The sequence below is a fragment of the Tildeniella sp. genome (assembly GCF_059505325.1).
This window is the reverse complement of the sequence record NZ_JCACKI010000066.1, coordinates 210,360-233,130: the sequence shown is the minus strand read 5'-3', so window position 1 is coordinate 233,130 and position 22,771 is coordinate 210,360. Positions and strand designations below refer to the sequence as shown.

The 22,771-nt window shown below is 51.9% G+C and carries 14 protein-coding genes; 10 read left to right on the top strand and 4 right to left on the bottom strand.

What is annotated here, in order from left to right; all coding sequences use genetic code 11:
• Nucleotide 1: 1 nt before the first annotated feature.
• The 5 genes from secA to AC5JO6_RS24090 all read left to right on the top strand — a co-directional run bounded on the left by secA (nt 2) and on the right by AC5JO6_RS24090 (nt 10,271).
• Entirely contained in the window at nt 2–2,830 is a 2,829-nt protein-coding gene (gene secA, locus AC5JO6_RS24110; RefSeq protein ID WP_496083582.1) for a preprotein translocase subunit SecA, read from the top strand.
• A 782-nt stretch (nt 2,831–3,612) separates the two neighbouring features.
• The gene (locus AC5JO6_RS24105; RefSeq protein WP_496083581.1) at nt 3,613–5,070 is read left to right on the top strand and encodes an efflux RND transporter periplasmic adaptor subunit; all 1,458 of its coding nucleotides are present in this window, start codon (nt 3,613–3,615) and stop codon (nt 5,068–5,070) included.
• A gap of 102 nt (nt 5,071–5,172) precedes the next feature.
• Entirely contained in the window at nt 5,173–8,439 is a 3,267-nt protein-coding gene (locus AC5JO6_RS24100) for an efflux RND transporter permease subunit (protein ID WP_496083580.1), read from the top strand.
• A gap of 466 nt (nt 8,440–8,905) precedes the next feature.
• On the top strand, nt 8,906–9,649 hold the full coding sequence (locus AC5JO6_RS24095; protein ID WP_496083579.1) for a hypothetical protein: 744 nt from the start codon (nt 8,906–8,908) through the stop codon (nt 9,647–9,649).
• 247 nt (nt 9,650–9,896) lie between these two features.
• On the top strand, nt 9,897–10,271 hold the full coding sequence (locus tag AC5JO6_RS24090) for a translation initiation factor (protein ID WP_496083578.1): 375 nt from the start codon (nt 9,897–9,899) through the stop codon (nt 10,269–10,271).
• Nucleotides 10,272–10,287: 16 nt separating this feature from the next.
• On the opposite strand, the gene AC5JO6_RS24085 is transcribed toward AC5JO6_RS24090, so the two are convergent.
• The gene (locus AC5JO6_RS24085; protein ID WP_496083577.1) at nt 10,288–11,853 is read right to left on the bottom strand and encodes a helicase HerA-like domain-containing protein; all 1,566 of its coding nucleotides are present in this window, start codon (nt 11,851–11,853) and stop codon (nt 10,288–10,290) included.
• A gap of 333 nt (nt 11,854–12,186) precedes the next feature.
• On the opposite strand from AC5JO6_RS24085, the gene AC5JO6_RS24080 reads away from it, so the two are divergent.
• The 3 genes from AC5JO6_RS24080 (at nt 12,187) to AC5JO6_RS24070 (ending at nt 17,705) form a co-directional block, all read left to right on the top strand.
• Nucleotides 12,187–13,656 carry a cellulase family glycosylhydrolase gene (locus AC5JO6_RS24080; RefSeq protein WP_496083665.1) on the top strand — a complete coding sequence of 490 codons (1,470 nt, stop codon included), beginning with the start codon at nt 12,187–12,189 and terminating at the stop codon, nt 13,654–13,656.
• 355 nt (nt 13,657–14,011) lie between these two features.
• Nucleotides 14,012–16,120, top strand: coding sequence for a serine/threonine phosphatase (locus tag AC5JO6_RS24075; protein ID WP_496083576.1), 2,109 nt, complete (start codon nt 14,012–14,014; stop codon nt 16,118–16,120).
• 286 nt (nt 16,121–16,406) lie between these two features.
• Complete coding sequence (locus AC5JO6_RS24070) at nt 16,407–17,705, top strand: protein kinase domain-containing protein (protein ID WP_496083575.1); 1,299 nt, start codon at nt 16,407–16,409, stop codon at nt 17,703–17,705.
• A 52-nt stretch (nt 17,706–17,757) separates the two neighbouring features.
• Here AC5JO6_RS24070 and AC5JO6_RS24065 read toward each other — a convergent pair whose 3' ends face one another.
• The 3 genes from AC5JO6_RS24065 to AC5JO6_RS24055 form a co-directional block, all read right to left on the bottom strand.
• Nucleotides 17,758–17,979 carry a DUF4327 family protein gene (locus AC5JO6_RS24065; protein WP_496083664.1) on the bottom strand — a complete coding sequence of 74 codons (222 nt, stop codon included), beginning with the start codon at nt 17,977–17,979 and terminating at the stop codon, nt 17,758–17,760.
• A 286-nt stretch (nt 17,980–18,265) separates the two neighbouring features.
• Nucleotides 18,266–18,553, bottom strand: coding sequence for a (2Fe-2S) ferredoxin domain-containing protein (locus tag AC5JO6_RS24060; RefSeq protein WP_496083574.1), 288 nt, complete (start codon nt 18,551–18,553; stop codon nt 18,266–18,268).
• Nucleotides 18,554–18,618: 65 nt separating this feature from the next.
• Nucleotides 18,619–19,770 carry a CobW family GTP-binding protein gene (locus tag AC5JO6_RS24055; RefSeq protein ID WP_496083573.1) on the bottom strand — a complete coding sequence of 384 codons (1,152 nt, stop codon included), beginning with the start codon at nt 19,768–19,770 and terminating at the stop codon, nt 18,619–18,621.
• Between the two features lie 185 nt (nt 19,771–19,955).
• Here AC5JO6_RS24055 and cysS point away from each other — a divergent pair, with 185 nt between their 5' ends.
• Entirely contained in the window at nt 19,956–21,473 is a 1,518-nt protein-coding gene (gene cysS / locus AC5JO6_RS24050) for a cysteine--tRNA ligase (RefSeq protein ID WP_496083572.1), read from the top strand.
• 86 nt (nt 21,474–21,559) lie between these two features.
• Nucleotides 21,560–22,690, top strand: a complete 1,131-nt coding sequence (locus AC5JO6_RS24045) for an AI-2E family transporter (protein ID WP_496083571.1) — start codon at nt 21,560–21,562, stop codon at nt 22,688–22,690.
• Nucleotides 22,691–22,771 lie beyond the last annotated feature (81 nt).

Sequence of the window (22,771 nt, the reverse complement as noted above, 5' to 3'; positions counted from 1 at the left end):
CATGCTTAAGACTCTGCTGGGCGATCCCAACGTACGCAAACTCAAAAAGTATCAACCGCTCATTACTGAGGTTGCCTTACTGGAAGCGGAAGTGCAGCCGCTGTCTGATCAGGAACTACAGGGCAAGACAGCCGAGTTTAGACAGCGCATTGAAAAAGGCGAATCGCTAGACGATCTGCTGCCCGAAGCGTTTGCAGTTGTTCGAGAAGCAGCCAACCGCGTATTGGGGATGCGTCACTTCGATGTGCAGGTGCTGGGTGGCATTCTCTTGCACGATAACGAAGGTGGACGGGTCAAGGGACACCTTGCCGAGATGAAGACGGGGGAAGGTAAAACTCTGGTTTCAACGCTGCCAGCCTATTTAAATGCGATCGCGGGTAAAGGCGTTCATGTGGTGACGGTGAATGACTATCTGGCACGGCGCGATGCCGAATGGATGGGACAGGTACATCGCTTTTTGGGCTTGAGCGTCGGGCTGATCCAGCAAAGCATGAGTCCTGGCGATCGTCAGCGTAACTATGCGTGCGATATCACCTACGCCACCAACAGCGAACTGGGATTCGACTACCTGCGTGATAACATGGCAACCGCCATGGCAGATGTCGTGCAGCGTCCGTTTAACTATTGCATTATTGACGAGGTTGATTCCGTTCTAGTTGACGAGGCTCGCACGCCGTTGATCATTTCTGGTCAGGTTGAGCGCCCCAGTGAAAAGTACATGCGAGCCGCAGAAGTGGCTGCTTCCCTTACCCGCAAAGCAAACGAAGACGATCCTGACAATCACTACGAAGTCGATGAAAAACAGCGCAACGTCATCCTTGCGGACGAGGGTTTTATTGCCTCAGAGCAGTTCCTGGGCGTGACGGATTTGTTTGACCCACAAGATCCCTGGGCGCACTACGTTTTCAATGCCATCAAGGCGAAAGAACTGTTCATCAATGACGTGAACTACATCGTCCGCAACGACGAGATCGTGATTGTGGATGAGTTCACTGGACGGGTGATGCCGGGTCGGCGTTGGAGTGATGGTTTGCATCAGGCGATCGAGGCAAAAGAGCGCGTCGAAATTCAGCCCGAAACCCAAACGCTGGCGACGATTACCTATCAAAACTTCTTTCTGCTGTACCCCAAGCTGGCAGGCATGACGGGGACGGCAAAAACTGAAGAAGCAGAATTTGGCAAAATCTATAACCTGGAAGTTGCTACGATTCCCACGAATCGCCCCACAGGACGACGCGATCTGTCTGACGTAGTTTACAAAACTGAAGACGCAAAATGGAACGCGATCGCCGAAGAATGCGCTCAAATGCATGAAGTCGGTCGTCCTGTCCTCGTTGGCACCACCAGCGTAGAGAAGTCCGAACTGCTGGCAAAGCTGCTGCAAGACCGCAATATTCCCTTTAATCTGCTCAATGCGAAACCAGAGAACGTGGAGCGAGAATCGGAAATTATCGCTCAGGCAGGGCGCAAAGGTGCGGTGACGATCGCCACCAACATGGCAGGTCGCGGGACAGACATTATCCTCGGTGGTAATGCCGACTACATGGCACGTTTGAAGATCCGCGAATACTTCATGCCCCGGATTGTGCAGCCAGAAGACGAAGATACGTTTGGTGTCACCGATGTCCCAGCACTGGCAAGCCGTGGCGGTGGGCAGGGCTTTGTGCCTGGTAAAAAGGTCAAGTCCTGGAAAGCCTCGCCCCAGATTTATCCGACGCAGCTTTCTAAAGAAGCGGAGCAACTCCTGAAAGCCGCTGTCGATGTTGGTGTGCAGCAATACGGTGAGCGATCGCTGTCCGAACTAGAGGCAGAAGATCGCGTTGCGGTTGCCTGCGAAAAAGCCCCTACTGACGACCCCGTCATCGCAAAGCTGCGCGAAGTCTACAACCTCATTCGCCATGAATACGAAGCGTTTACCAGCCGTGAACACGATGAAGTGGTGCAGTTAGGTGGCTTACACGTCACTGGTACAGAACGACACGAATCGCGTCGGATTGACAACCAGTTGCGCGGTCGGGCAGGGCGGCAGGGCGATCCTGGTTCCACCAAGTTCTTTCTGAGTCTGCAAGATAATTTGCTGCGAATTTTTGGTGGCGATCGCGTTGCGGGCTTGATGAATGCCTTCCGTGTCGAAGAAGACATGCCGATCGAGTCAGGGATGCTCACGCGATCGCTGGAAGGCGCTCAACGCAAAGTTGAAACCTACTACTACGACATTCGTAAACAGGTCTTTGAATACGACGAAGTGATGAACAATCAGCGTCGTGCCATTTATGCCGAACGTCGCCGCGTTTTAGAAGGGCAAGACCTGAAAGAGCAAGTCGTGAAATATGCTGAGCGCACGATGGATGACATTGTCGAAGCAAAAGTCAACCCCGACTTACCTCCAGAAGAATGGGATCTCAAGAGCCTGGTCAGCAAAGTGCAGGAATTTGTTTACTTACTGTCTGACTTAGAGCCGGATCATTTGGCAGAGATGACGGTCGGCGAAATCAAGACCTTCCTGCATGAGCAAGTCCGCATTGCCTACGACCTTAAAGAAGCACAAATCGATCAGATTCAACCCGGACTGATGCGCCAAGCTGAACGCTTCTTCATCCTCCAGCGCATTGATACGCTCTGGCGCGAACACTTGCAGCAGATGGATGCTCTGCGCGAATCCGTTGGTCTGCGTGGCTACGGACAAAAAGATCCGCTAATTGAATACAAGAGCGAAGGCTACGAGATCTTCCTGGAAATGATGACCGAGATCCGCCGCGATGTCGTTTACTCGTTGTTCCAGTTCCAACCTCAAATGCAGCCTACTGCTGTCGCTTCAGAAGCCGTTTAAAGATCGATACCGCTTATGCCAAGCGTCTCAAGATGCTTGGCACAGCCTGGTTGGTTAAGGGTTTCTGCTTTGACTGTAAAGTTTTTTGCCAAGGCGAGTGCTTTGTGGCAAATCAAGTTCAAACGTTCACTCTATTAGGCAAGCTATTCACTTCACACCTCCAAGCAATGCTTCATGGGCTTTCGAGAAGCCGTAACTCATTTGCTGCTTACTTCGCGTCGAGTCTTACCCGACCACAAAGGCGCTGAGATCCAACCGAAAACGTTACTCTCGTTTTGGAAGGGATAAGTTGCTTGGCTTGAATGAGAACGGCAGGCGGCTGAAGGAACGCAGCGCTACCCCTTTTGCCCTGACGGAACGAGGCTTTTTTGCTTGGCAGTGTTCATGCAGCCTTGAGAGTTTGTCTCAAACTACAACCCGGATGTTTTGAGGCTTTAAGCCGTCAAGCCGCGATCGCACGTCACCTAGCGCACGACCATAAATAGAGTCTGATGGTACACTTGAACTCACTGGTTTGTCGCTTGTTTCGTCAGCTTTCAGATTTGTAATCCTCCAATCAGGGGAGTCTAATGGGCGAGGTCTTTTTTGGAAATCTGCTATAGGCTAGCCGCAATAACATGCTTTACCCGATGAACGATGGCATCTGTCTCCGCGAACAGAAATAGTGTCTAGAGCCTCAGCAAACCACCCCTTTCGGTTTGTTAGAGTACATCTCTCCCTAAAAATAGTGTGCAACAGGTAGTCCGGTTACGCTTTGCATTTTTACTTAATGAATAACCCCTATGAACCTTGAAGGGACAAACAAGAACCAAAACGCTCCGCCTTTACCACAGGAAGGGGGCGATGCGAGAAAGACTCGGGATGCCGAGCTAGACCCACAACCGCCTCGCAAGAGACGACGGCGTTTTCTCGTGCCTGCTTTAATTGCGTTAGCAATTCTAGGGGGTGTTGGCTGGATTGTGTTTAATCGGATTATTCTGCCGATACTTATTTTCACTAGCCTGAAGCCGCAACTGACGCAAGTGGAATTGTCTCAGCCCAAAACAGCGACGATCGCCGACAGCTCAGATTATGCTGCAAACCTTGATTCACGTCAGTCTGTTACCTTGCAACCACGAGTTTCGGGTCAGGTTGCAGCCATCTACGTGAAGGCAGGCGATCGCGTTGAAGCAGGCACACCCATTATTCAAATAGATGCAGAACAACAACGTGCACAGGTTGCCAGCCGGGATGCGGCAGTAGAATCTGCTGCCGCTGATATTTCGGTTGCCCAGTCTGACGTGGCAAGCGCCCGAGAGGCGCTGCGATCGCTCCAGGCAAGGCGGACAGCTAACCAGTCCGATGTGCAGTTCAATGATGCTGAATACAAGCGCTACCAGGATCTTTATGCCCAGGGTGCTAGCAGTAAGCAAGTGCTGGATCAAAGACTGAATGCGGTGCAAACGGCGCGCGCGACTCTCCAGCAGACAGAGGCTGATATACAGGCGCAACGGGCAGCCATTGCACGATCGCAAGCGACTGTTGCGAAAAATCAGCGTGCCCTGCAACAATCACAGGCAATTGTTTCGGAGGGACAAGCAGAGCTTCAGTACTACACCATCAAAGCGCCCTTTGCAGGAGTTGTCGGCAATATTCCAATTAAAGTCGGTGATTTTGTTGACAACGCTAGCCAAATGCTGCGTATCACTCAAAATGAACGGTTAGAAGTACAGATGCAAATTCCCCTCGATCGGGTCGGGGCATTACGACTGGGGTTGCCTGTACAGCTATTAGACGAACAGGGCAAAGCGATTCAAACGGGCAAGGTTTCCTTCATTGCACCAGATGTAGACTCATCCACCCAGTCGGTGCAGGCAAAAGCCGTATTTAGCAATTCTGGCAACCAATTACGCACGTCTCAATTTGCTCGCGTCCGAGTCATTTGGGCGACTCGTTCGGGTGTTTTAGTGCCGACGACTGCTATTTCGCGCCTGGGCGGTAAAGATTTTGTGTTTGTCGGTACGTCGTTCAAAGCATCTGGCTGTAAAGCAGCAGCAGCAGCAGAGGGTGCGCCACCACCGACTAACGTTGACCCTAACCAACTTGTTGCTGCTCAAAAGCCAATTAAGTTAGGCAAGATCATTGGCAATGAACAGGAAGTGCAGGAAGGTCTCAGCGCCAGCGATCGTATTGCCACCTCTGGTATTCTAAGCCTGCAAAATTGCCTTGTGATTGAAGCAGCCACTCCACCACCCAAGTAAGCGCCAACGAATGTATCTCGATCGGGCTACCCATCCATAGACCGTCGCCTTTTAGTACGCGATCACTGACAGCGGGCAGTTTCCTCAGGACACCTGTGCTTTATGATTCTCTCCATCTCTACTTTCTTTATTAAGCGCCCCATCTTTGCAACCGTTTGCTCGATCGTGGTAACGCTCTTAGGGATTGCGTGTATTCCAACGCTGCCGATCGCCCAGTATCCCGACATTGCGCCGCCGCAGGTAACGGTCACATCCAACTACATTGGCGCGAGTGCGGAAACCGTCGAATCAACCGTGACTAATATCCTGGAGCGAGAGCTAAACGGCATCAGTGACCTGCGGTATATCAAGTCCACCAGCGCTAACGACGGCACCAGCACCATCAACCTGACGTTTGGACTCGGTCGCGACCAGGATCTAGCGGCAGTAGATGTGCAGAATAAGGTTTCAACGGTGCAATCGCGTTTGCCGGGTCCTGTGACCCAAACGGGTGTACAGGTGGCAAAAGCAAACAGCAACTTCCTGCTGGCGATCGGGCTGTATTCCGATCGCGATGAGAAAACGGGACAAGACATCTACGACAGTACCTATCTCAGTAACTACGCTGACTTGTACATCGCCGATGCGTTGAAGCGGATTAAAGGTGTTGGTGGAGTACAAACCTTTGGTGAACGAAAATATGCGATGCGCCTCTGGGTTGACCCAGAACGTCTCGCAAGCCGTGGGTTGACACCTCAGGATGTGATCACAGCGCTACAAGAGCAAAACCTCCAGATTGGTGCGGGACAGATCGGGCAACCACCCGTGGACGATGGGCAGCAATATCAATACGCAGTCACGGCTCAGGGGCGCTTTAAAAACGCGGAGGAGTTTAACGACCTGGTTGTAAAAACAACTGATACTGGCACTTTAGTCAAGTTACGGGATGTCGGTCGAGCCGAACTGGGCGCTGAAAACTATGGTTCTGTACTTCGCTTCACACCGAGCGATCGCATTACTCACCAGGGCATTGGGCTAGGCATCAATCAACAGTTTGGCAGCAATGCACTGGAGGCGGCTCAAGCTGTTAAAGATGAGATGAAGCGTCTCTCGGAAAGCTTTCCGCCGAACATGCGCTATGCTGTTGCGTTTGATACGACGACTTTTATTGAAGCGGGCGCAGAAGAGGTTGTTGTCTCGCTGATTTTGTCGATCGGGTTAGTGGTACTCATTATCTTTGTCTTCTTACAGAGCTGGCGATCGGCGCTCATTGCCTCAATTACCATTCCAGTCGGTTTACTCGGCACCTTTGTCTTTGTGAAGCTGTTTGGTTTCTCCATCAACACGCTGACTCTCTTTGCCTTGACGTTAGCCACTGGGTTAGTCGTGGATGATGCGATCGTCATTGTGGAAGATATAACCCGACGCATTCAGGAGGATGGGATGCGACCGTTAAATGCGGCAATTGCTTCCATGAACGCGTTGACGGGCGCGGTGATTGCCACCTCCATCGTGCTGATGACGGTATTTGTGCCCGTTGCCTTTTTCCCTGGCACAACCGGGCAGCTTTACAAGCAGTTTGCGCTGACGATCGCCTTTTCAGTGGGTGTTTCATCCTTTAGCGCGATCATTCTTACACCAACCCTGTCGGCGCTGTTGCTGCGACGCGGACAGATGCCCGATAACTGGTTCTTTAATCGGATTAACTTAGCCATTGATGGCACTCGGCATCGCTACATCCGTTCGCTTGATGGTCTGACACGGCGTAAGGGACTGGTCGTTGGGCTGTTTGCAGGCGCACTGGCACTGACGTACTGGGTCTATACGATCGTGCCGGGAGGGTTTATCCCCGATGAAGATCAGGGCTACTTCATCACGATTGTCCAGGCACCAGAAGGCGTATCGCTCAATTACACCCGTGATGTACTGGAGAAAGCCGAGACAATTCTGAAGCAGCAGCCAGAAATTGAAAACATTTTTGCGGTCGGCGGCTTTAGCTTTAGTGGTGCAACCCCCAACAACGGCTTGATTTTTACCACTCTCAAGCCCTGGGGCGAACGTAAGCAAGCTGAACAGTCTGTAACATCCATTATTGGCGGCTTTTTCCCAAAACCATCGGGTCTGTTCCCCAAACTGCTAGGCATTAAAGAAGCAACGGTAATCCCCGTCTCGCCACCAGCCTTGCAGGGTGTGGGCAACTTTGGTGGCTTTGATTTTCAACTGCAAGATCGGACAGGGTTAGGTTTTGATGTGCTTGGCGAAAATCTCAACAAGTTTATGGGTCGTGCCGCTACCTATCCATCATCCGACAAACCTCAACTGACAGGGTTGAGACCAACGTTCAATGCCAACACACCGCAAATCTCGGTAGAGGTTGATCGTACGCGGGCAAATCAACTCCAGGTACCGTTAGAAGATATCTTCAACACGCTGCAAACGTCATTGGGTTCAACTTACGTCAACGACTTCAACCAGTTTGAACGCACCTATCGGGTTTATGTGCAGGCGGACAAGCAGTTTCGCTCAAACCCAGAGGACATTAAGCGGCTGTATGTGCGATCGCAAACGGGCAGAATGATTCCGCTTAGTAACCTGGTGACGATTACTCAGACGATCGGTCCGTCCATCATCACTCATTACAACCTGTATCGCTCTGTCGAAATTACAGGGGCACCGGCACCCGGCGTTAGCTCTGGGCAAGCGCTACAAGCAATGGAAGCGGTAGCGAAAGAAACGTTACCCAGGGGCTTTGGTTATCAATGGTCTGGGTTGTCGTTGGAAGAAATTGAATCTGGCGGCAGTGCCATCTTTATCTTTGCGCTGGGGGTTGTTTTCGTCTATCTGACTCTGGCAGCTCAATACGAGAGCTACATTGATCCCTTCATTATTCTGCTGACGGTGCCGTTGGCAATTCTGGGCGCGTTGGTTGCTATTTTGCTGAACGGCACGGCTAACGATGTTTACACTCAGATTGGCTTTGTCATGCTAATTGGGATGGCAAGTAAAAACGGTATTCTCATCGTGGAATTTGCGAACCAGCTCTATGAGGAAGGCTGGAGCATTACAAAAGCAGCCGTGGAGGCCTCGCAAGAGCGACTACGACCCATTTTGATGACTGCAATCTCTGCCATTGTGGGTGCTGTTCCCCTTCTGATTGCAACCGGGGCGGGTGCTGCTGCTCGCCGATCGTTGGGAGCGGCGACCGTTGGCGGGATGTGCGTTGCCACTATCCTCAGTCTCTTTGTTGTGCCAATCCTCTATATCGTTATCAAAACGGCTGAAGCGCGGTATCGACGCGGACCCTACAAGCCAAAGCTCGCGGATGTCCCGGATACTGATCCCGATAGTTCTCTTCCAACCAGTAAGGAAGTTCCGTCTAAGCAGCGTTAGAGATTGTTTGGAGCGTCTTTGGTAGTTAAAACCGCGACTACGTAAAAAAATCCCCCGACGCAGACTACCGAAAGACAAGGCTATAACCTACGTTGGCGGGCTATAGCCCTTCGAGCATGGTTACGCTAGTGTCCGTGTAGCTGTGTAAAGCCTTTGTCAGCAAAAAAAGCGAAGCATCTCTGTTGGTGAAGCTACAGGGTTTTGACTTTTCAAACATCTTCTTGGGTACGGAAGCTATGTTAAGCAGGCGAATCAGTACCTATCTGGCGAAGTTACGACAAAGCAACGGTCTCTAATTGCAAAACTATCTTAAAGATTAGCCTCAGCATCCTGATAGCGATCGCTTTGTCTGTAGAAAGGAGAGGTTAGTTAGGCATTTGCATAGGTTGATGACTTCTTTGACGGCATCAGCCTTCAAAGAACTTAACAAATGGTGTGCTTTTGCTTGCGTTCATGAGTGTAAAAAATGATAGACCAAAAGACTTTTCTTCAGGCAGGCTGCCTTCTACAGTCTTGTAGCCCTGTTGCGAAGATTCTTACCGTTACTTTAAGAAGGCTTCTGACGATCGCCGTCTTTACACCTGCAACAATTGTCCTTTTTACCGCTCATCCTCTAAGCGCTCAGGCACAGAGCTGTGCGACTTCGTATGAGCCTGGCGCACTGTCGCAGCGCACCAAGTCAGGCTTGTTAGACAGCAGAATCGGACCGATCAAAGTCATCAATAACACCGAAACGGCGACGGTCATTTCGCTCTACCATCCTGATGCGCCCAAGCGGATCTTTAAGTACTGGTACGCCGAACCAGGCAAGAGCTATCTATTAGGTGCCGATAACTACACTAGCGATTGGGGCATTCAAGTGGATGAAGGTCCCATTTGTGTTGTAGGGCGTGTCGCTAGTTGGGATGGTCGTGTGTTTACCACGTTTCCCAGTCGGTTGTTCATTGCCGATGCACCCACAGCCGCTGAACTGAGCGTTAGCAGAAGTCAAACGCTGGTATCAACACCACCGCTTCCGCAGCCCCCTGAAACCTATGAGGCGATCGCTAGCAGACAGATTATTCAGGGAGACGCACGGAATGGGCTGATTTCCTTACTGCGAGCTGCCGATCTGTATCGGGCAAGTGGGCGCGGAAAAGAAGAACAGCGCGTACGCGATCGCATTCAGGAGATTGGTAACACGGGCAAAGCCTCTGTATCAAAGCCTTAGAGGACGTTTTAAAAGTCCGTATACTTGTAGCCTTGGCGACTGAAGTCGCGGCTACACGGACAAAACCTGCCGTCGCAGGTTATAAAGCCCTCGCGTTTCGGTAGTCCGTGTCGGCGGACTTTGTTTACGTAGTCGCGGTTTTAACCGCCAGACGCTTTTCAAACAGCCTCTTAAGACTCGATCGCAGCGATTGCCGCTAGTATTGTAGTTGCTAGCACCTTGCAATGGTTATCCTGCGCGCCTCGCCATGTCTTCCAAGCAAAAGCCTATTAATACCTCTTCTACAAAACCCGCCGATAAAGGGCGGATTGTTTACTCTGAGTTTGGCAACGCTGACAATGCTGAGGCGTTCAAACGAGCTGTCCCCGACCTGCCACCCAACCAGCAAAACCTGAGAGTTGAAGCCTCGCGGGCTGGACGGAAAGGTAAAACGGTCACGATCGTACGCGGCTTTCAAGCCAATGCAGACACTTTGACAGAGTTGCTCAAACAGCTCAAGGCGCACTGTGGTGCTGGCGGTACGCTGAAAGAAAACGAGCTTGAAATCCAGGGCGATCATAAGCAAAAGGTGGTCGAGTTTCTGATCAAGCTTGGCTACAAAGCAAAAAGTAGTGGCGGCTAGAACCGTTGCAAGGACGCTACCGTCGTCTGGTGCCAAGAATTCCCCCTAACACACCCCGCACAATACTTTTCCCCTGAGAGCCGCCGATCGCTTGGGCTGCACTTCCAGCCAGGTTGACGAGGAACTTCTCACGCTCACGCGCCAGACGAGCGTCTTCCTTTGCCTCGGCTGCTGCCACTTTATCTGCCTGTTTTTGTGCCTGAGCAGCTTCTTTCTCAGCCTGTTGACGTTCCTTCTCTGCCAGCTTTTCAGCTTGAGCTTGAGCGGTAGCGGTGGCAGTTGCTTTAGCGGCTTCAGTTGCCTTCGCTTGCAGCAGCTCGTAAGCTGACTCACGATCTTCGATTGCTTCGTAGTGTCCGTACAGCACTGAGCCGCGAATCTGCTGCTGACGCTGTTGAGGGTCGATCGCGCCGATCTGACTCTGAGGTGGTAATACAAACGCACGTTCCACGATCGTCGGTATGCCTTCTGCATCCAGGAAAGACACCAGCACCTCGCCGATGCCCAACTCTGTAATGACCTGCTCGACTTTTAAGGATGGGTTGGGGCGGAAGGTTGTAGCAGCGGCTTTGACGGCTTTCTGGTCAAGTGGTGTAAAGGCGCGAAGCGCGTGCTGCAACCGATGACCCAATTGCCCCAGCACTTTTAGCGGCACATCGGTTGGATTTTGAGTGCAGAAATAGATGCCAACGCCTTTGGAGCGAATCAGCCGGACGACCTGTTCCAGCTTGTCTTGGAGGGCGCTGGAGGCATCAGCAAAGAGGAGATGTGCCTCGTCAAAGAAGAATACCAGCTTTGGTTTGTCCAGATCACCCACTTCAGGCAACTGCTCAAACAATTCAGAAAGCAGCCAGAGTAGGAAGGTAGCATACAGTTTGGGTGCCTGTATGAGCCGATCAGCGGCGAGGATGTTGACTACGCCGTGACCATTCGCATCGGTTTGCAGCAAATCCATGAGGTCAAGCGCGGGTTCGCCAAAAAACCGATCGCCCCCCTGCTGGTCTAAAGTCAGGAGACCTCGCTGGATTGCACCCACACTGGCAGCAGAGATGTTGCCATACTCCGTTTTAAAGTCTTTCGCCTTGTCGCCAACGAACTGTAAGAGCGATCGCAGATCTTTAAGGTCGAGCAGTAGCAGCCCCAAATCGTCAGCAATTTGAAAGGCAATGTTCAGCACTCCAGCTTGTGTTTCGTTCAGGTTGAGCAGGCGTGCCAACAGCAACGGACCCATCTCTGATATCGTGGTGCGTAAGGGATGACCCTGTTCGCCAAACACATCCCAAAACTCGACCGGGCAACTGACAAACTGAAAGTCTGGTAACTCAAGCTGCTGGATGCGATCGCGAAGCTTCGGCTTGTCACTCCCTGCTTGACTCAGACCAGACAGATCGCCCTTAACATCTGCCACAAAGACGGGTATCCCAATCTGGCTAAACCGTTCAGCCATCACTTGCAGTGTTACTGTTTTGCCCGTGCCTGTTGCTCCAGCAATCAAGCCGTGACGATTCGCCATCGCAGGTATGAGGCAACAACGGCTACTCTGGGCTGAAGCGGTTTTGGCAATGAGCAAGGAGTCGATCATGGCGGTTGGCGATCGCTGAAGAATCTCCTGAAATTATACAGAGAGAACGTCTGTGATGAATTTTGCGGGTGGCTTTGAGGCACCTTTTGAGGGTGATTAGCGTCAGCCTCTACAGCATCCGCATGTCTGATCAATGTGAATCAACGGTTTGCAAATCCGGTAGGGCATATGAGTCAACTTGAGCGATGGCTTCGACGGCTGGGCAATTTCGCAAAAGGGCATAACGGCTGGCGATCGCTACAAACGCGCTTGCGCTGGCTCTGTACTGGACTTGTCTTCTCGACCCTCTTCCTGAGCCTATCGCTGCATCGACTCAATCCAGCAGACGCTGCCATGCAGTTTCCCCTCTCCACCAGCGGTGCTCAAATCGTCGATGCCAGCGGTCAGCCTGTCTTGCTACGAGGCGTGAATTGGTTCGGCATCGAAACCGAAACACAGGTGCCTCATGGTCTCTGGGCGCGTGACTACAAAGAGATGTTGGCGCAAATCAAGAGTCTGGGCTACAACCTCATTCGATTACCGTATGCAGTGCAGAGCTTGCGTGCCTCCACTATCAGCGGAGTCGATTTCAGCCTTGGCAACAACCGCGACCTGCAAGGCAAAACGCCATTGGAAGCAATGGATCTGATCATTCAAGAAGCGCAGCGCCAGGGATTGATGATCCTGCTGGATAGCCATCGCCTGAACAATCAGCGGATTCCTGAGCTTTGGTATGGTGATGGGTTCACCGAAGCAGACTGGCTTGACACCTGGAAACTGCTGGCAACGCGCTATCAAAAGCAGCCCAACGTGATTGGAGCCGACTTGAAAAACGAACCTCACGGTCGCGCCAGTTGGGGCACCAATGACCGGGCAACCGACTGGCGGCTGGCAGCGGAACGAGCGGGTAATGCTGTTTTGGCGATCGCTCCCCACTGGCTCATCGTCGTGGAAGGCGTGGAAAAGAACGTCCCCGGACAACGGCTAACAGGGCACTGGCAGGGTGGCAATCTGGAAGGCGCAGGACGTTATCCGGTGCGCCTCAACAAAGCACGTAAGTTGGTTTATTCGCCTCACGAGTATGGTCCGGGTGTCTTCAACCAGCCCTGGTTTTCGGAAGCCGCCTTTCCAAAAAATTTGCTCAACCGCTGGGAAGTGGGCTTCAACTACCTTGCCAGTCGAAAGATTGCGCCCGTTCTGATTGGTGAATTTGGCGGACGACAAGTGGATGCTAGTTCTAAAGAAGGCATCTGGCAACGTCAGTTCGTCAATTTCATCCAGCAAAAAAAGCTGCACTTTGCCTACTGGAGCTGGAACCCCGACAGTAGCGATACAGGCGGCATCTTGCAGAATGACTGGCGCACGGTGGATCAAGCCAAGCAGCAATTGCTCAGCCAGCTCCTATCGTCGCTTGGAGCGCCACCGCTTACAGTAGCAGTGAGACCATCAGTACCGCCACTTTCCCCTACGGTCTTGCCGTCGCCCCGTCCTTCAGCCGCGATCGTGCCTTCCAGCTCTGATAGCAAACTACAGGTAGAAGCGATCGTGCAATCAGACTGGCAGACTGGGTTTTGTACCGCTATTCGAGTGACGAATCGTGGCAGCGCCAGCAGTCGCAACTGGCGGCTGAAGTTTCAGATGAACCAGGCAACCATCCGCAACAGTTGGAATGGCACGTTTGCCCGCCAAGGTTCCCGATACACGGTTGATCCACCCGAATGGGGACGGGTAATTGAGCCGAACCAGTCGGTTGACTTGGGCTTTTGTGCTGCGAAACGCGGTGCGGACTATCGGTTGAAGAAGCTGGCTGTTTCAAGTTTGTAAAAGAAGGCAGAAGGCAGAGGGTAGAAGGCAGAGGGCAGAAGGCAGAGGGCAGAAGCTAATACTCCTCACACCTCACACCTCACTTCTGCGAAGAGGCAGAAGGCAGGATTGGCTCAGGACTCAAAACGTTCTTTCTCTCTTTTCTTAAAGATGCCGAGTGCCAAACATTCAGATAAGCTGTATGCAGAGGAGCAGTTTTGGGAATTCTGCTTAAATAGGCTACAGTTTTGTCTGACAAGACTCGATCGCCCCTAACGGTCGCAACTCGATCTAACCCTGTGACCGACGCTGGTTTGCCTCTGTAGCCGATGCCCCACCCTGAGCCTCCCCAACGGGGAATGAAGGAAGTCCCACCATGCTTGTCTGTCCTCAATGCCAGTTTGAAAACCCCAACACCAACAAGTTTTGCCAGGAGTGCGGCACATCGCTGACTCAAAATACTTGCCCTGACTGTGATAGCCTTGTGCCTTTTGATGCAGTGCAGTGCCAGGAGTGCGGCGCGCTTGCAGGTGTCATCTGGTGGGCGCTTATAGTGGCTGACCCATCGCGAACAGATAAACTGCCTTCTATCACGGCTACGGCAACAGCGACGGCTGACGAGCCTTTGGAAAAGATTAGTAGCGAAGAATCTACCTATCTCGATCGCCGTCAGCGCTATCGGCTTTTGGAGGTATTACCGTCGCCAGATGAAGCCAAGATAGAAACGCACGTCCGGGTGTTGGATTGCCAGCCGTTTCAAATGTCGCTCTTAGAGGCGCTGGCAAAGCAAGGGGCAGACGAGTCGATCGGTCTTCCTCCAGGTGAGCGTCAAGCTGATGCGGCAGAGGGTGAGCCGATGTCATTAGCGGGTACTCGCTTGCCTTCAGTGCAGTCCATAGCAGTGCCTGCGATCGCTCAACCTTACCTGGCATTAGGCAGCAAATTTCATCAAGCTTTACCGATCATTCACGATGCGTGGCAGCAAGACGGGCAGCAAATTATTCTGTTAGAAGACCGGGCGCTCTTACCGCGACTCATTGATTTGTGGCTGGATGATGATCTTGCCTTGCCAGCCTTACAGCTATTGCATTGGCTCTACGAAATGGTAGAACTGTGGAGCGCGTTGGACGCATGGCACGCCTGCCGCAGTCTGTTAGAAATTGAAAACTTGAGGATAGACGAAGATCAGGCAATCTGTCTGCAACGCCTGTACTCAAACCTGCCGGATGTACCAGTGACCTTGCAAGATCTAGGGCAACTGTGGCAGACTTTGTTCGCTCAATCGCAGCGTACGCAAATTGGTGCCATCTATGTTCTGTTAGCCGATTTAGAGGCTGGCAAGCTAGAAACCGTAGCCGATGTGCGATCGCGCATTGAGGAAATTGCCCACGAACTCCAGGCAAACCAACCTGAAACCGAGATGATGCCCGATCTTGAGAACTTTGAACCGTCTGATGCCGCTATTAGCGATCCGATGAGCAACCCAGAACGATCACCTTCATCCAGCGCAGCAGATCTTAGTACAGCCGATGCCTCAACCCGTTTAGAAGTACCTCTTCCAGAGCCAACACTGCCGCCAGATGTAGAGAGCGACGGCGATAGTGATGATCTGCCAACGGTCGTTTTGCCCATGCAGTTGTTTAATCTGGAGGACGCTGGGCGGACGGACATTGGGCGGCAGCGAGATCACAACGAAGATTACTTTGGCATCGAAACCCAAACGGCAAAGCTTGAAAGCCCTTCTGGTAAGACAGTCCATGCCCGAAACCTCTACATTTTGTGTGATGGTATGGGAGGACATGCAGGCGGTGAAGTTGCCAGTGCTCTAGCGGTCGATACCCTGCGCCGCTACTTTAAAGAAAAGTGGCAAAGCACCCCCTTTTCTGACAGTACCGCGAACAAACTGCCTGGACCAGAGGTCTTGATTGATGCCGTGCAGCTTGCTAACAAAGCCATTTATGATGTCAATCAGCAAAATGCCCGCTCAGGCAGTGGGCGCATGGGCACAACGCTAGTCGTCTTGCTCATTCAAGATACGGAAGCGGCGATCGCTCATGTTGGTGATAGTCGCCTGTATCGCTACACTCGTAAACGGGGCTTGGAGCAGATTACGATCGATCACGAAGTGGGTCAGCGTGAGATCCAACGAGGCGTTGATCCTGATATTGCCTACGCTCGTCCCGATGCCTATCAGTTAACCCAGGCGCTAGGACCCCGCGATGAGCATTTCATTAAACCTGACATTCAGTACGTTGAGCTGAACGAAGATACCCTGCTGCTGCTGTGCTCCGATGGGCTAACCGACAATGATCTCCTGGAAACACATTGGCGCACTCATGTGGAGCCACTGCTCAGTTCGCAAGCCAATTTGGAGCAGGGCGTGACTCAACTGGTTGAACTGGCGAACCAATACAACGGTCACGACAACATTACAGCGATCGCAATCCGCGCTAAAGTTCGCCCCAATCTTGACCATTTACGTTAACATTTGGCGCTGTGAGTCGATCATTGACCGATCGCTAGACGGCTACTGTTAACTTTGAACAGCGCTGAGGATCGTGGATTTAATAAAGTAGGGTGTGTAAAGCCTACTCTTCGAGAAGCAAGCTATGGCATGGCTTCGCTAAAGGCAACGCCGTAGCGCCCCAAACGCTGATCGATGGGTACGTTACGTTGCACTTTTCTTGAATGCCGGAACGGCTATACGCACCCTACAGAATTACTTAGACAATCCGCAGCTTAGAGTCTAACGTCTAGAGTCTAACCTTCACATGGTCATCCTGACCCTCCTTCATCCTCAGCACAGAACTCCTCTCAGGCAGTGGAGTTTCAAAAGTGAACCGCTCATTCAGATTGGTCGTGCACCGGGAAACCATGTGATCCTCGACGATCTCTTGGTTTCTCGGCACCACCTGGATTTGCGTCAGATTGACATGCCTGCTGCTGCTATGTCTGAAAGGACTGTTTCGTGGCATCTGGTCAATCACAGTTCTAATGGCACGTATGTCAACGGCGCTGTGATGTCACAGGGGCTGATTTCAACGAATGCGTTGCTTCAGTTAGCGCAGGGTGGTCCGCTGCTGAAACTACAGATTCTGGCAGCAACAGGTGATGCATCAATGAATGTATTGGCGATCGCTAAAGCGCCCCAACTACCCGCCCTTCCTAAATCGCCACAGTTGAGCAGGCAGCAGAGGCAGCCCTGCACTCATGCTGGCAACCCACCCGATAACCTTTTTTGTGTGCATTGTGGCTTGCCCGTCAAGGTCGAGAAAACGATTCGTCAGTATCAGGTGCTGCGGGTGCTGGGTAAGGGCGGTATGGGCACGACCTACCTTGTGTGGCATCCGGACGTTATACCATCATCCGGGCAACCGCAGAATGCACTCCGGGTGCTCAAAGAGATGAATGCGGACATGGCTAAAATCCCCAAGGCGCAAGAGCTGTTTGAACGGGAGGCAAGCACCCTGCAAACGCTCAGCCATCCAGGTATTCCCCAGTTTTATGACTTTTTCGTTGAGGCAGGCAAAAAGTACCTGGTAATGGCGTTGCTGCACGGTCAAGATTTGGACAGGCGGATTCGCCAACACGGGGCTGTCTCTGGTCAGCAGGCGATCGCCTGGATGATTCAAACCTGCGACGTTTTGACGTATCTCCACACCCGCAGAACGCCAATCATCCATCGCGACATCAAGCCCGGCAACCTGTTAGTACAAACAGTCACTAACCGCATTGCAGTGCTGGATTTCGGAGCCGTCAAAGCAGTCGGCATCCCTTCTGGCACCCGTATCGGCGCAGAGGGCTATGCAGCCCCAGAACAAGCGCAAGGGCGACCCGTCACCCAATCTGACCTCTATCCGATCGGTCCTAGCCTCATCTTCCTCATCACGGGTGAAAACCCAAGCCGCCTCTACAAAAAAGGTAGCCAGGGCTATCGCTTCATGCTGGATGACTATCCAGAGATTACGACAGCCTTGCGTCGGGTTATCGATCGGGTCACTCAACCACGTGTTAGCGATCGCTACCAAACAGCGCAAGAGTTAAGTCAGGCACTGTCAGCCTGTCTTTAAGCGAGGCTAAAGGATGAATGATGAGAATCCTTTTAGCCTTTAGCCTTTCTTGCTACTCTTCCTCTTCCCAGCTTTCTACCGCAAGCAGATCGCTCACCGGGTCTTGCATCGTAAATTCAAACGCCAGCAACTCCTGCTTCCAGTGAGACCAGTCGTCTCCATAAAGAAGCGCAATTTTCCAGATGCTGTCTGTTGGTTTCATCAGCTTGCCATCGACGAGCGAGCGCACCTGACGCTGCAATTTCACCATTGGGTGAATAACCTGCTGGCTCATACCGTTTTTGGTCATGTCGTTGAATTGTGTAAATACTCTGTTTGGCGCTTCCCAATAAAATCTCGGCAACGTGTAGATGAATGCTATGAGCGGGAAGCAGCCTTTCCAGCCATTGATATTAGCATACTCCAATGCGATGACAAGCAATTCCTCAAAACGGTCGATTTAATTGGGGAATTACCGAACTAAACCGTCCAAAATGGATGCAAATGCCAGAGATTACTGACAAAGATTAGCGTTTGACTTAGCGTTTAAAAAAGGGAATGGTGCTTGCTCGACCAAGAACCTAGCCACGGGGATGCAACCGTGGATGGAGGAGTGCTGTCACAGGGCTACCCTGCTTGAGATGGTATTCGACGATCGCCTTCACGTCTTCAGGCTTCACGCGGCAGTACCAGGTGTCATCCGGCAACACACGCACGGTTGCTCCCATATTGCATTGCCCCTGACAGCCACAGCCGATAATCATAGCACCCGCTACTGAATAGCCTTGAAAGGCTGCCAGCACCGCAGCAGAACCATTTCTCAGGCAATTGGTGTACTGGCAGACAAGAATCTGACGGCTGGAATCCATATGAATGTTAGACGTTATGAGTGTTGAGTTCTAAGTGACGAGCCGTTGAGAACTCACACTCAACATTATTTTCCGAAGCCTTTGCCACGACTGGCAGACGCGACGGTGAGGCAGTTTTCGACTTGCGATCGCAATGCGTCGTGATCTAGATTTTGACCAATCAACACAAGCTGATTTTTGGGTTCGCCCTTCCAATCATCATCATCCAGAGAGAACCGTTTGCCGCTGAGATGAAAGATATGACGTTTCGGGCTTTCGCTGAACCACAGAATGCCTTTGGCGCGAAACACGTTGGTGGGTAGCTGGTTGTCAAGAAAGAATTGAAATTTACGGATATCAAACGGTTTGTCGCTGGCAAAGGAGACAGAGGTAAAACCGTCGTTCTCTAAATGGTGAGAATGATGCGCATGGTCGTGATCGTGTTCGCAGTGACCATGATCGTGATCGCAGGCAGCGTGATCAGCGTGGTCATGCTCGTGCTCGTGATGCTCATGAGACTCATGCTCATGAGCATGAGTCTCATGATGCTCGTGCTCGTGTGCTGTGTCAGCGGCATCAAAATACTTGTCTGATTCAAACAGCCCGACACTCAGCAGCATTGCCAAAGGTACCTGCCCTTTCACGGTTCGCAGGATTCTTGCCCCTTCTTTGATGTCGCGGATTCTGACCTCCAGCGCATCCAGATTCGCTTCGTCTACCAGATCGGATTTGTTGAGCAGAATGATGTCGCCGTAGCTAATCTGGCTGTAGGCAGCTTCGCTATTAAACAAATCCAGGCTAAAATTTTCAGCATCGACCAGGGTAATGATCGAGTCTAGCCGCGTCAGATCGCGCAGTTCAGTCCCCAGGAACGTCAGCGCAACGGGCAGCGGATCAGCGAGTCCGGTCGTTTCAACCACCAGATAATCAACCGCATCTTGCCGCTCCAGGACTTTGTAAACGGCTTCTACCAAATCGTTGTTAATAGTGCAGCAGATACAGCCATTGCTCAGCTCCACCATATCTTCGCCTGTGGTGATGATGAGTTCGTTGTCGATGCCGATTTCACCGAATTCGTTGACCAAAACGGCTGTTTTCACGCCTTGCTGATTGGTCAGAATGTGGTTAAGTAGCGTTGTTTTGCCGCTGCCCAAAAACCCTGTAATGATAGTGACAGGTAAGCCATGCTTGGGAGCATCGATCGCAGAGGAAGAGGCAGGAGTGACCGCTGATTGCATATCGCAAATGTCCGAGATGTCAGAAAATAGAGAAAGCGCGTCGGTAGTGATTGTGAATCGCAGGATGCAACGTTCAACATCGATCCACTTTTCCCATTATCACCGATCTGGGCTAGGTTGTTGGTCGGTCGCTGATTAACCGATCGCCAACTCAATAACCCTACCTTTTTTGCTTGAATATTGCCATGCCATTAACGCTTTACAACACGCTTACCCGTCGCAAGGAACCGTTTGCACCCATTGAACCGGGTAAGGTGCGAATGTATGTGTGTGGCATCACGGCATACAACTACTTTCATGTGGGTAATGCCAGAGTCTTTGTAATTTTTGACGTGGTGCGACGTTATTTGCAGTGGCTCGGCTACGAAGTGCGCTACGTCCAGAATTTTACCGACATTGACGACAAGATTTTGAACCGAGCAGTGGCGGATGGCACGACGATGCAGGCGATCGCCGATCGCTTCATCGCTGCCTATTTTGAGGATGCCGATCGCCTGAATATTCTCCGTGCCGACGCTTATCCACGCGCGACGCACACGATCGACGGCATTCAGCGTTTGATCCACGAACTGGAGCAACGCCAGTATGCCTATGCTGCCGATGGCGATGTTTACTATGCGGTACGCCAGTTTCCAGAGTACGGCAAACTGTCGGGGCGCAAGCTGGACGAGATGCAGGCAGGCGCGAGCGGTCGTGTGGATGTTGAAGAAGACGCTGACAAGAAGAAAGATCCCGCTGATTTTGCGCTATGGAAAGCTGCCAAACCGGGCGAACCGTCCTGGGAATCACCCTGGGGAAACGGTAGACCGGGCTGGCACGTCGAATGCTCGGCAATGGTGCGCGATGAACTGGGCGAGTTGATCGACATCCACGCAGGCGGCATGGATTTGACCTTTCCGCACCACGAAAACGAAATTGCCCAAAGCGAAGCAGTGACGGGTAAACCATTGGCGCGGTACTGGCTGCACAATGGCTTCATCAATATGGATGGCGAGAAGATGTCCAAATCGCTGGGCAACTTTCGCCTGACGCGCGATTTGTTAGCGAAGTATGACCCAATGGCATTTCGGCTCTTTGTCTTACAAGCACAATACCGAAAGCCGATCGACTTTACCTCTGATGCTCTAGAGGCTGCTGAAAACGGCTGGAAAACGTTGAAAGAAGCGCTCCAGTTTGAAATGCAGTTTGCAGCGTTATCAGGATGGTCGCCTGTTAATGCAACTGAGCTAAGTCAGAAGTCTGTCGAGCTAGATCAGGAAGCCGTCGATCGCTTTAACGAAGCGATGGACGACGACTTCAACACACCGATCGCGCTTTCTGTAATCTTTGAGCTAGCAAAGACGCTCACTCGTGAAGGTAACCAGCTCGTCCATCAGGGTAAGCCAGATCTGCCGATCGCTCAACTACAGCGTCAATGGCAGACCTTTATCAGCCTTTTAAAGGTTTTAGGATTAGACGTGCAGCAACCTTCAAGATTTGTCGTTCGTACGGGGCAACCGGGGCTGCTGGAGATATTTGGTGATGGTGGAACTTTTGCTGTTGGGTTAACTGATGCCGAAGTTGATGCACTTGTCCAGCAACGGCAAGAGGCACGGCAGGCGAAGAACTGGGCAGAGAGCGATCGCATCCGCAACGAACTTCAGGCACAGGGCGTTACCTTGATTGATCACAAGGACGGCGTGACGCGATGGCACCGCAACTAGAGTTTTTAGTTGTTAGTTTTTAGTTGTTAGGGCTTTAGGGTATTTTCAATCTAAAAACAACCAACCAACCACTAACAACTTTCCCCATGTCTGACCAGCGCATTACCATTTCGCTTTCTACCATCTTCAGCATTTTGTTGACCGTGCTGCTGTTGATCTTGCTGTGGCAGTTGCAGAGTTTACTGATTGTGCTGATGATTTCGGTGGTGTTGGCGGCGACACTTAGCCCGATCGTTAACTGGGCAGAAAGTCGTCGGGTGCCTCGCTGGCTGGCTGTCATTGCCGTTTACTTGACGCTCATTGGCGGCTTTGTCGGCGTTGGGGTATTGATTGGTCCTACGGTTGTAGAGCAAACCGATCGCCTGATCACTCAAATTCCCGTTTATTCAGAAGCCCTATTCAACTGGTTTCAAGGACTCGCGCTGCGGCTGAACACCTCTCATCCAGAACTGGTGCCGCAGTTGGTGAATCCCCAAGCATTGACTAATTGGGTGATTCGCTCCAGTCAACAGGTGTTACTGCGATCGTTTGGCTTGACGAAGAATATTGTGGGCGCGCTATTCAGCGTGATTTTGATCCTGCTCATTTCCGGTTACATGGTCGCAGGTAGCAAAACGCTCATTCAGGGAGTCGTTCAGCTCTTCCCGCAGCCCTGGGATCGTCGACTCTTGGCGCAGGTCAAACCCGTCAGTCAGCGGATGGGCGGCTTTATTCAAGGTCGAGTGGTCGTATCGGCTATTTTGGGCGTTGTGACGACGGTGGGTTTGAACATCCTGGGCTTGTCGGAAGTATCTCTAGCGCTGGGTGTCATCGCTGGATTCACCAACCTGATCCCCTTTGTGGGTCCATTTCTGGGAGCGATTCCGGCTCTGATCGTGGCGCTATCAATGGGTGGAGTTACCTGGCTTTGGGTGCTGTTGCTGTTTGCGATCGTCCAAAACCTCGAAAGCTACATTCTTGATCCGCTGTTGGTTGGGTCATCTGTGAATGTGCATCCGCTGTATCAACTCCTAGCCGTGTTTGGCGGTACGCAAGTGCTGGGAATTCTGGGTGCCATTATTGTGCCGCCCTGGATCGCTGGAGCGGCTGTCCTCCTGGAGAATCTCTACATCAGACCAAAGCGCATCGCTGAAGCCAGAGCAGAAAGGGCACGTGTTGGGGAGGGGAGTGCGATCGCCGAAGAACTCGCGTCCACAGCCAGCAATTCGTTACGGTAACAGAACCTATTCTTAAGAGTGAGGATAAGCACAATCGATTTCCGTGAGCTATGGCAAAATTACGGATAGAGATAGACCATA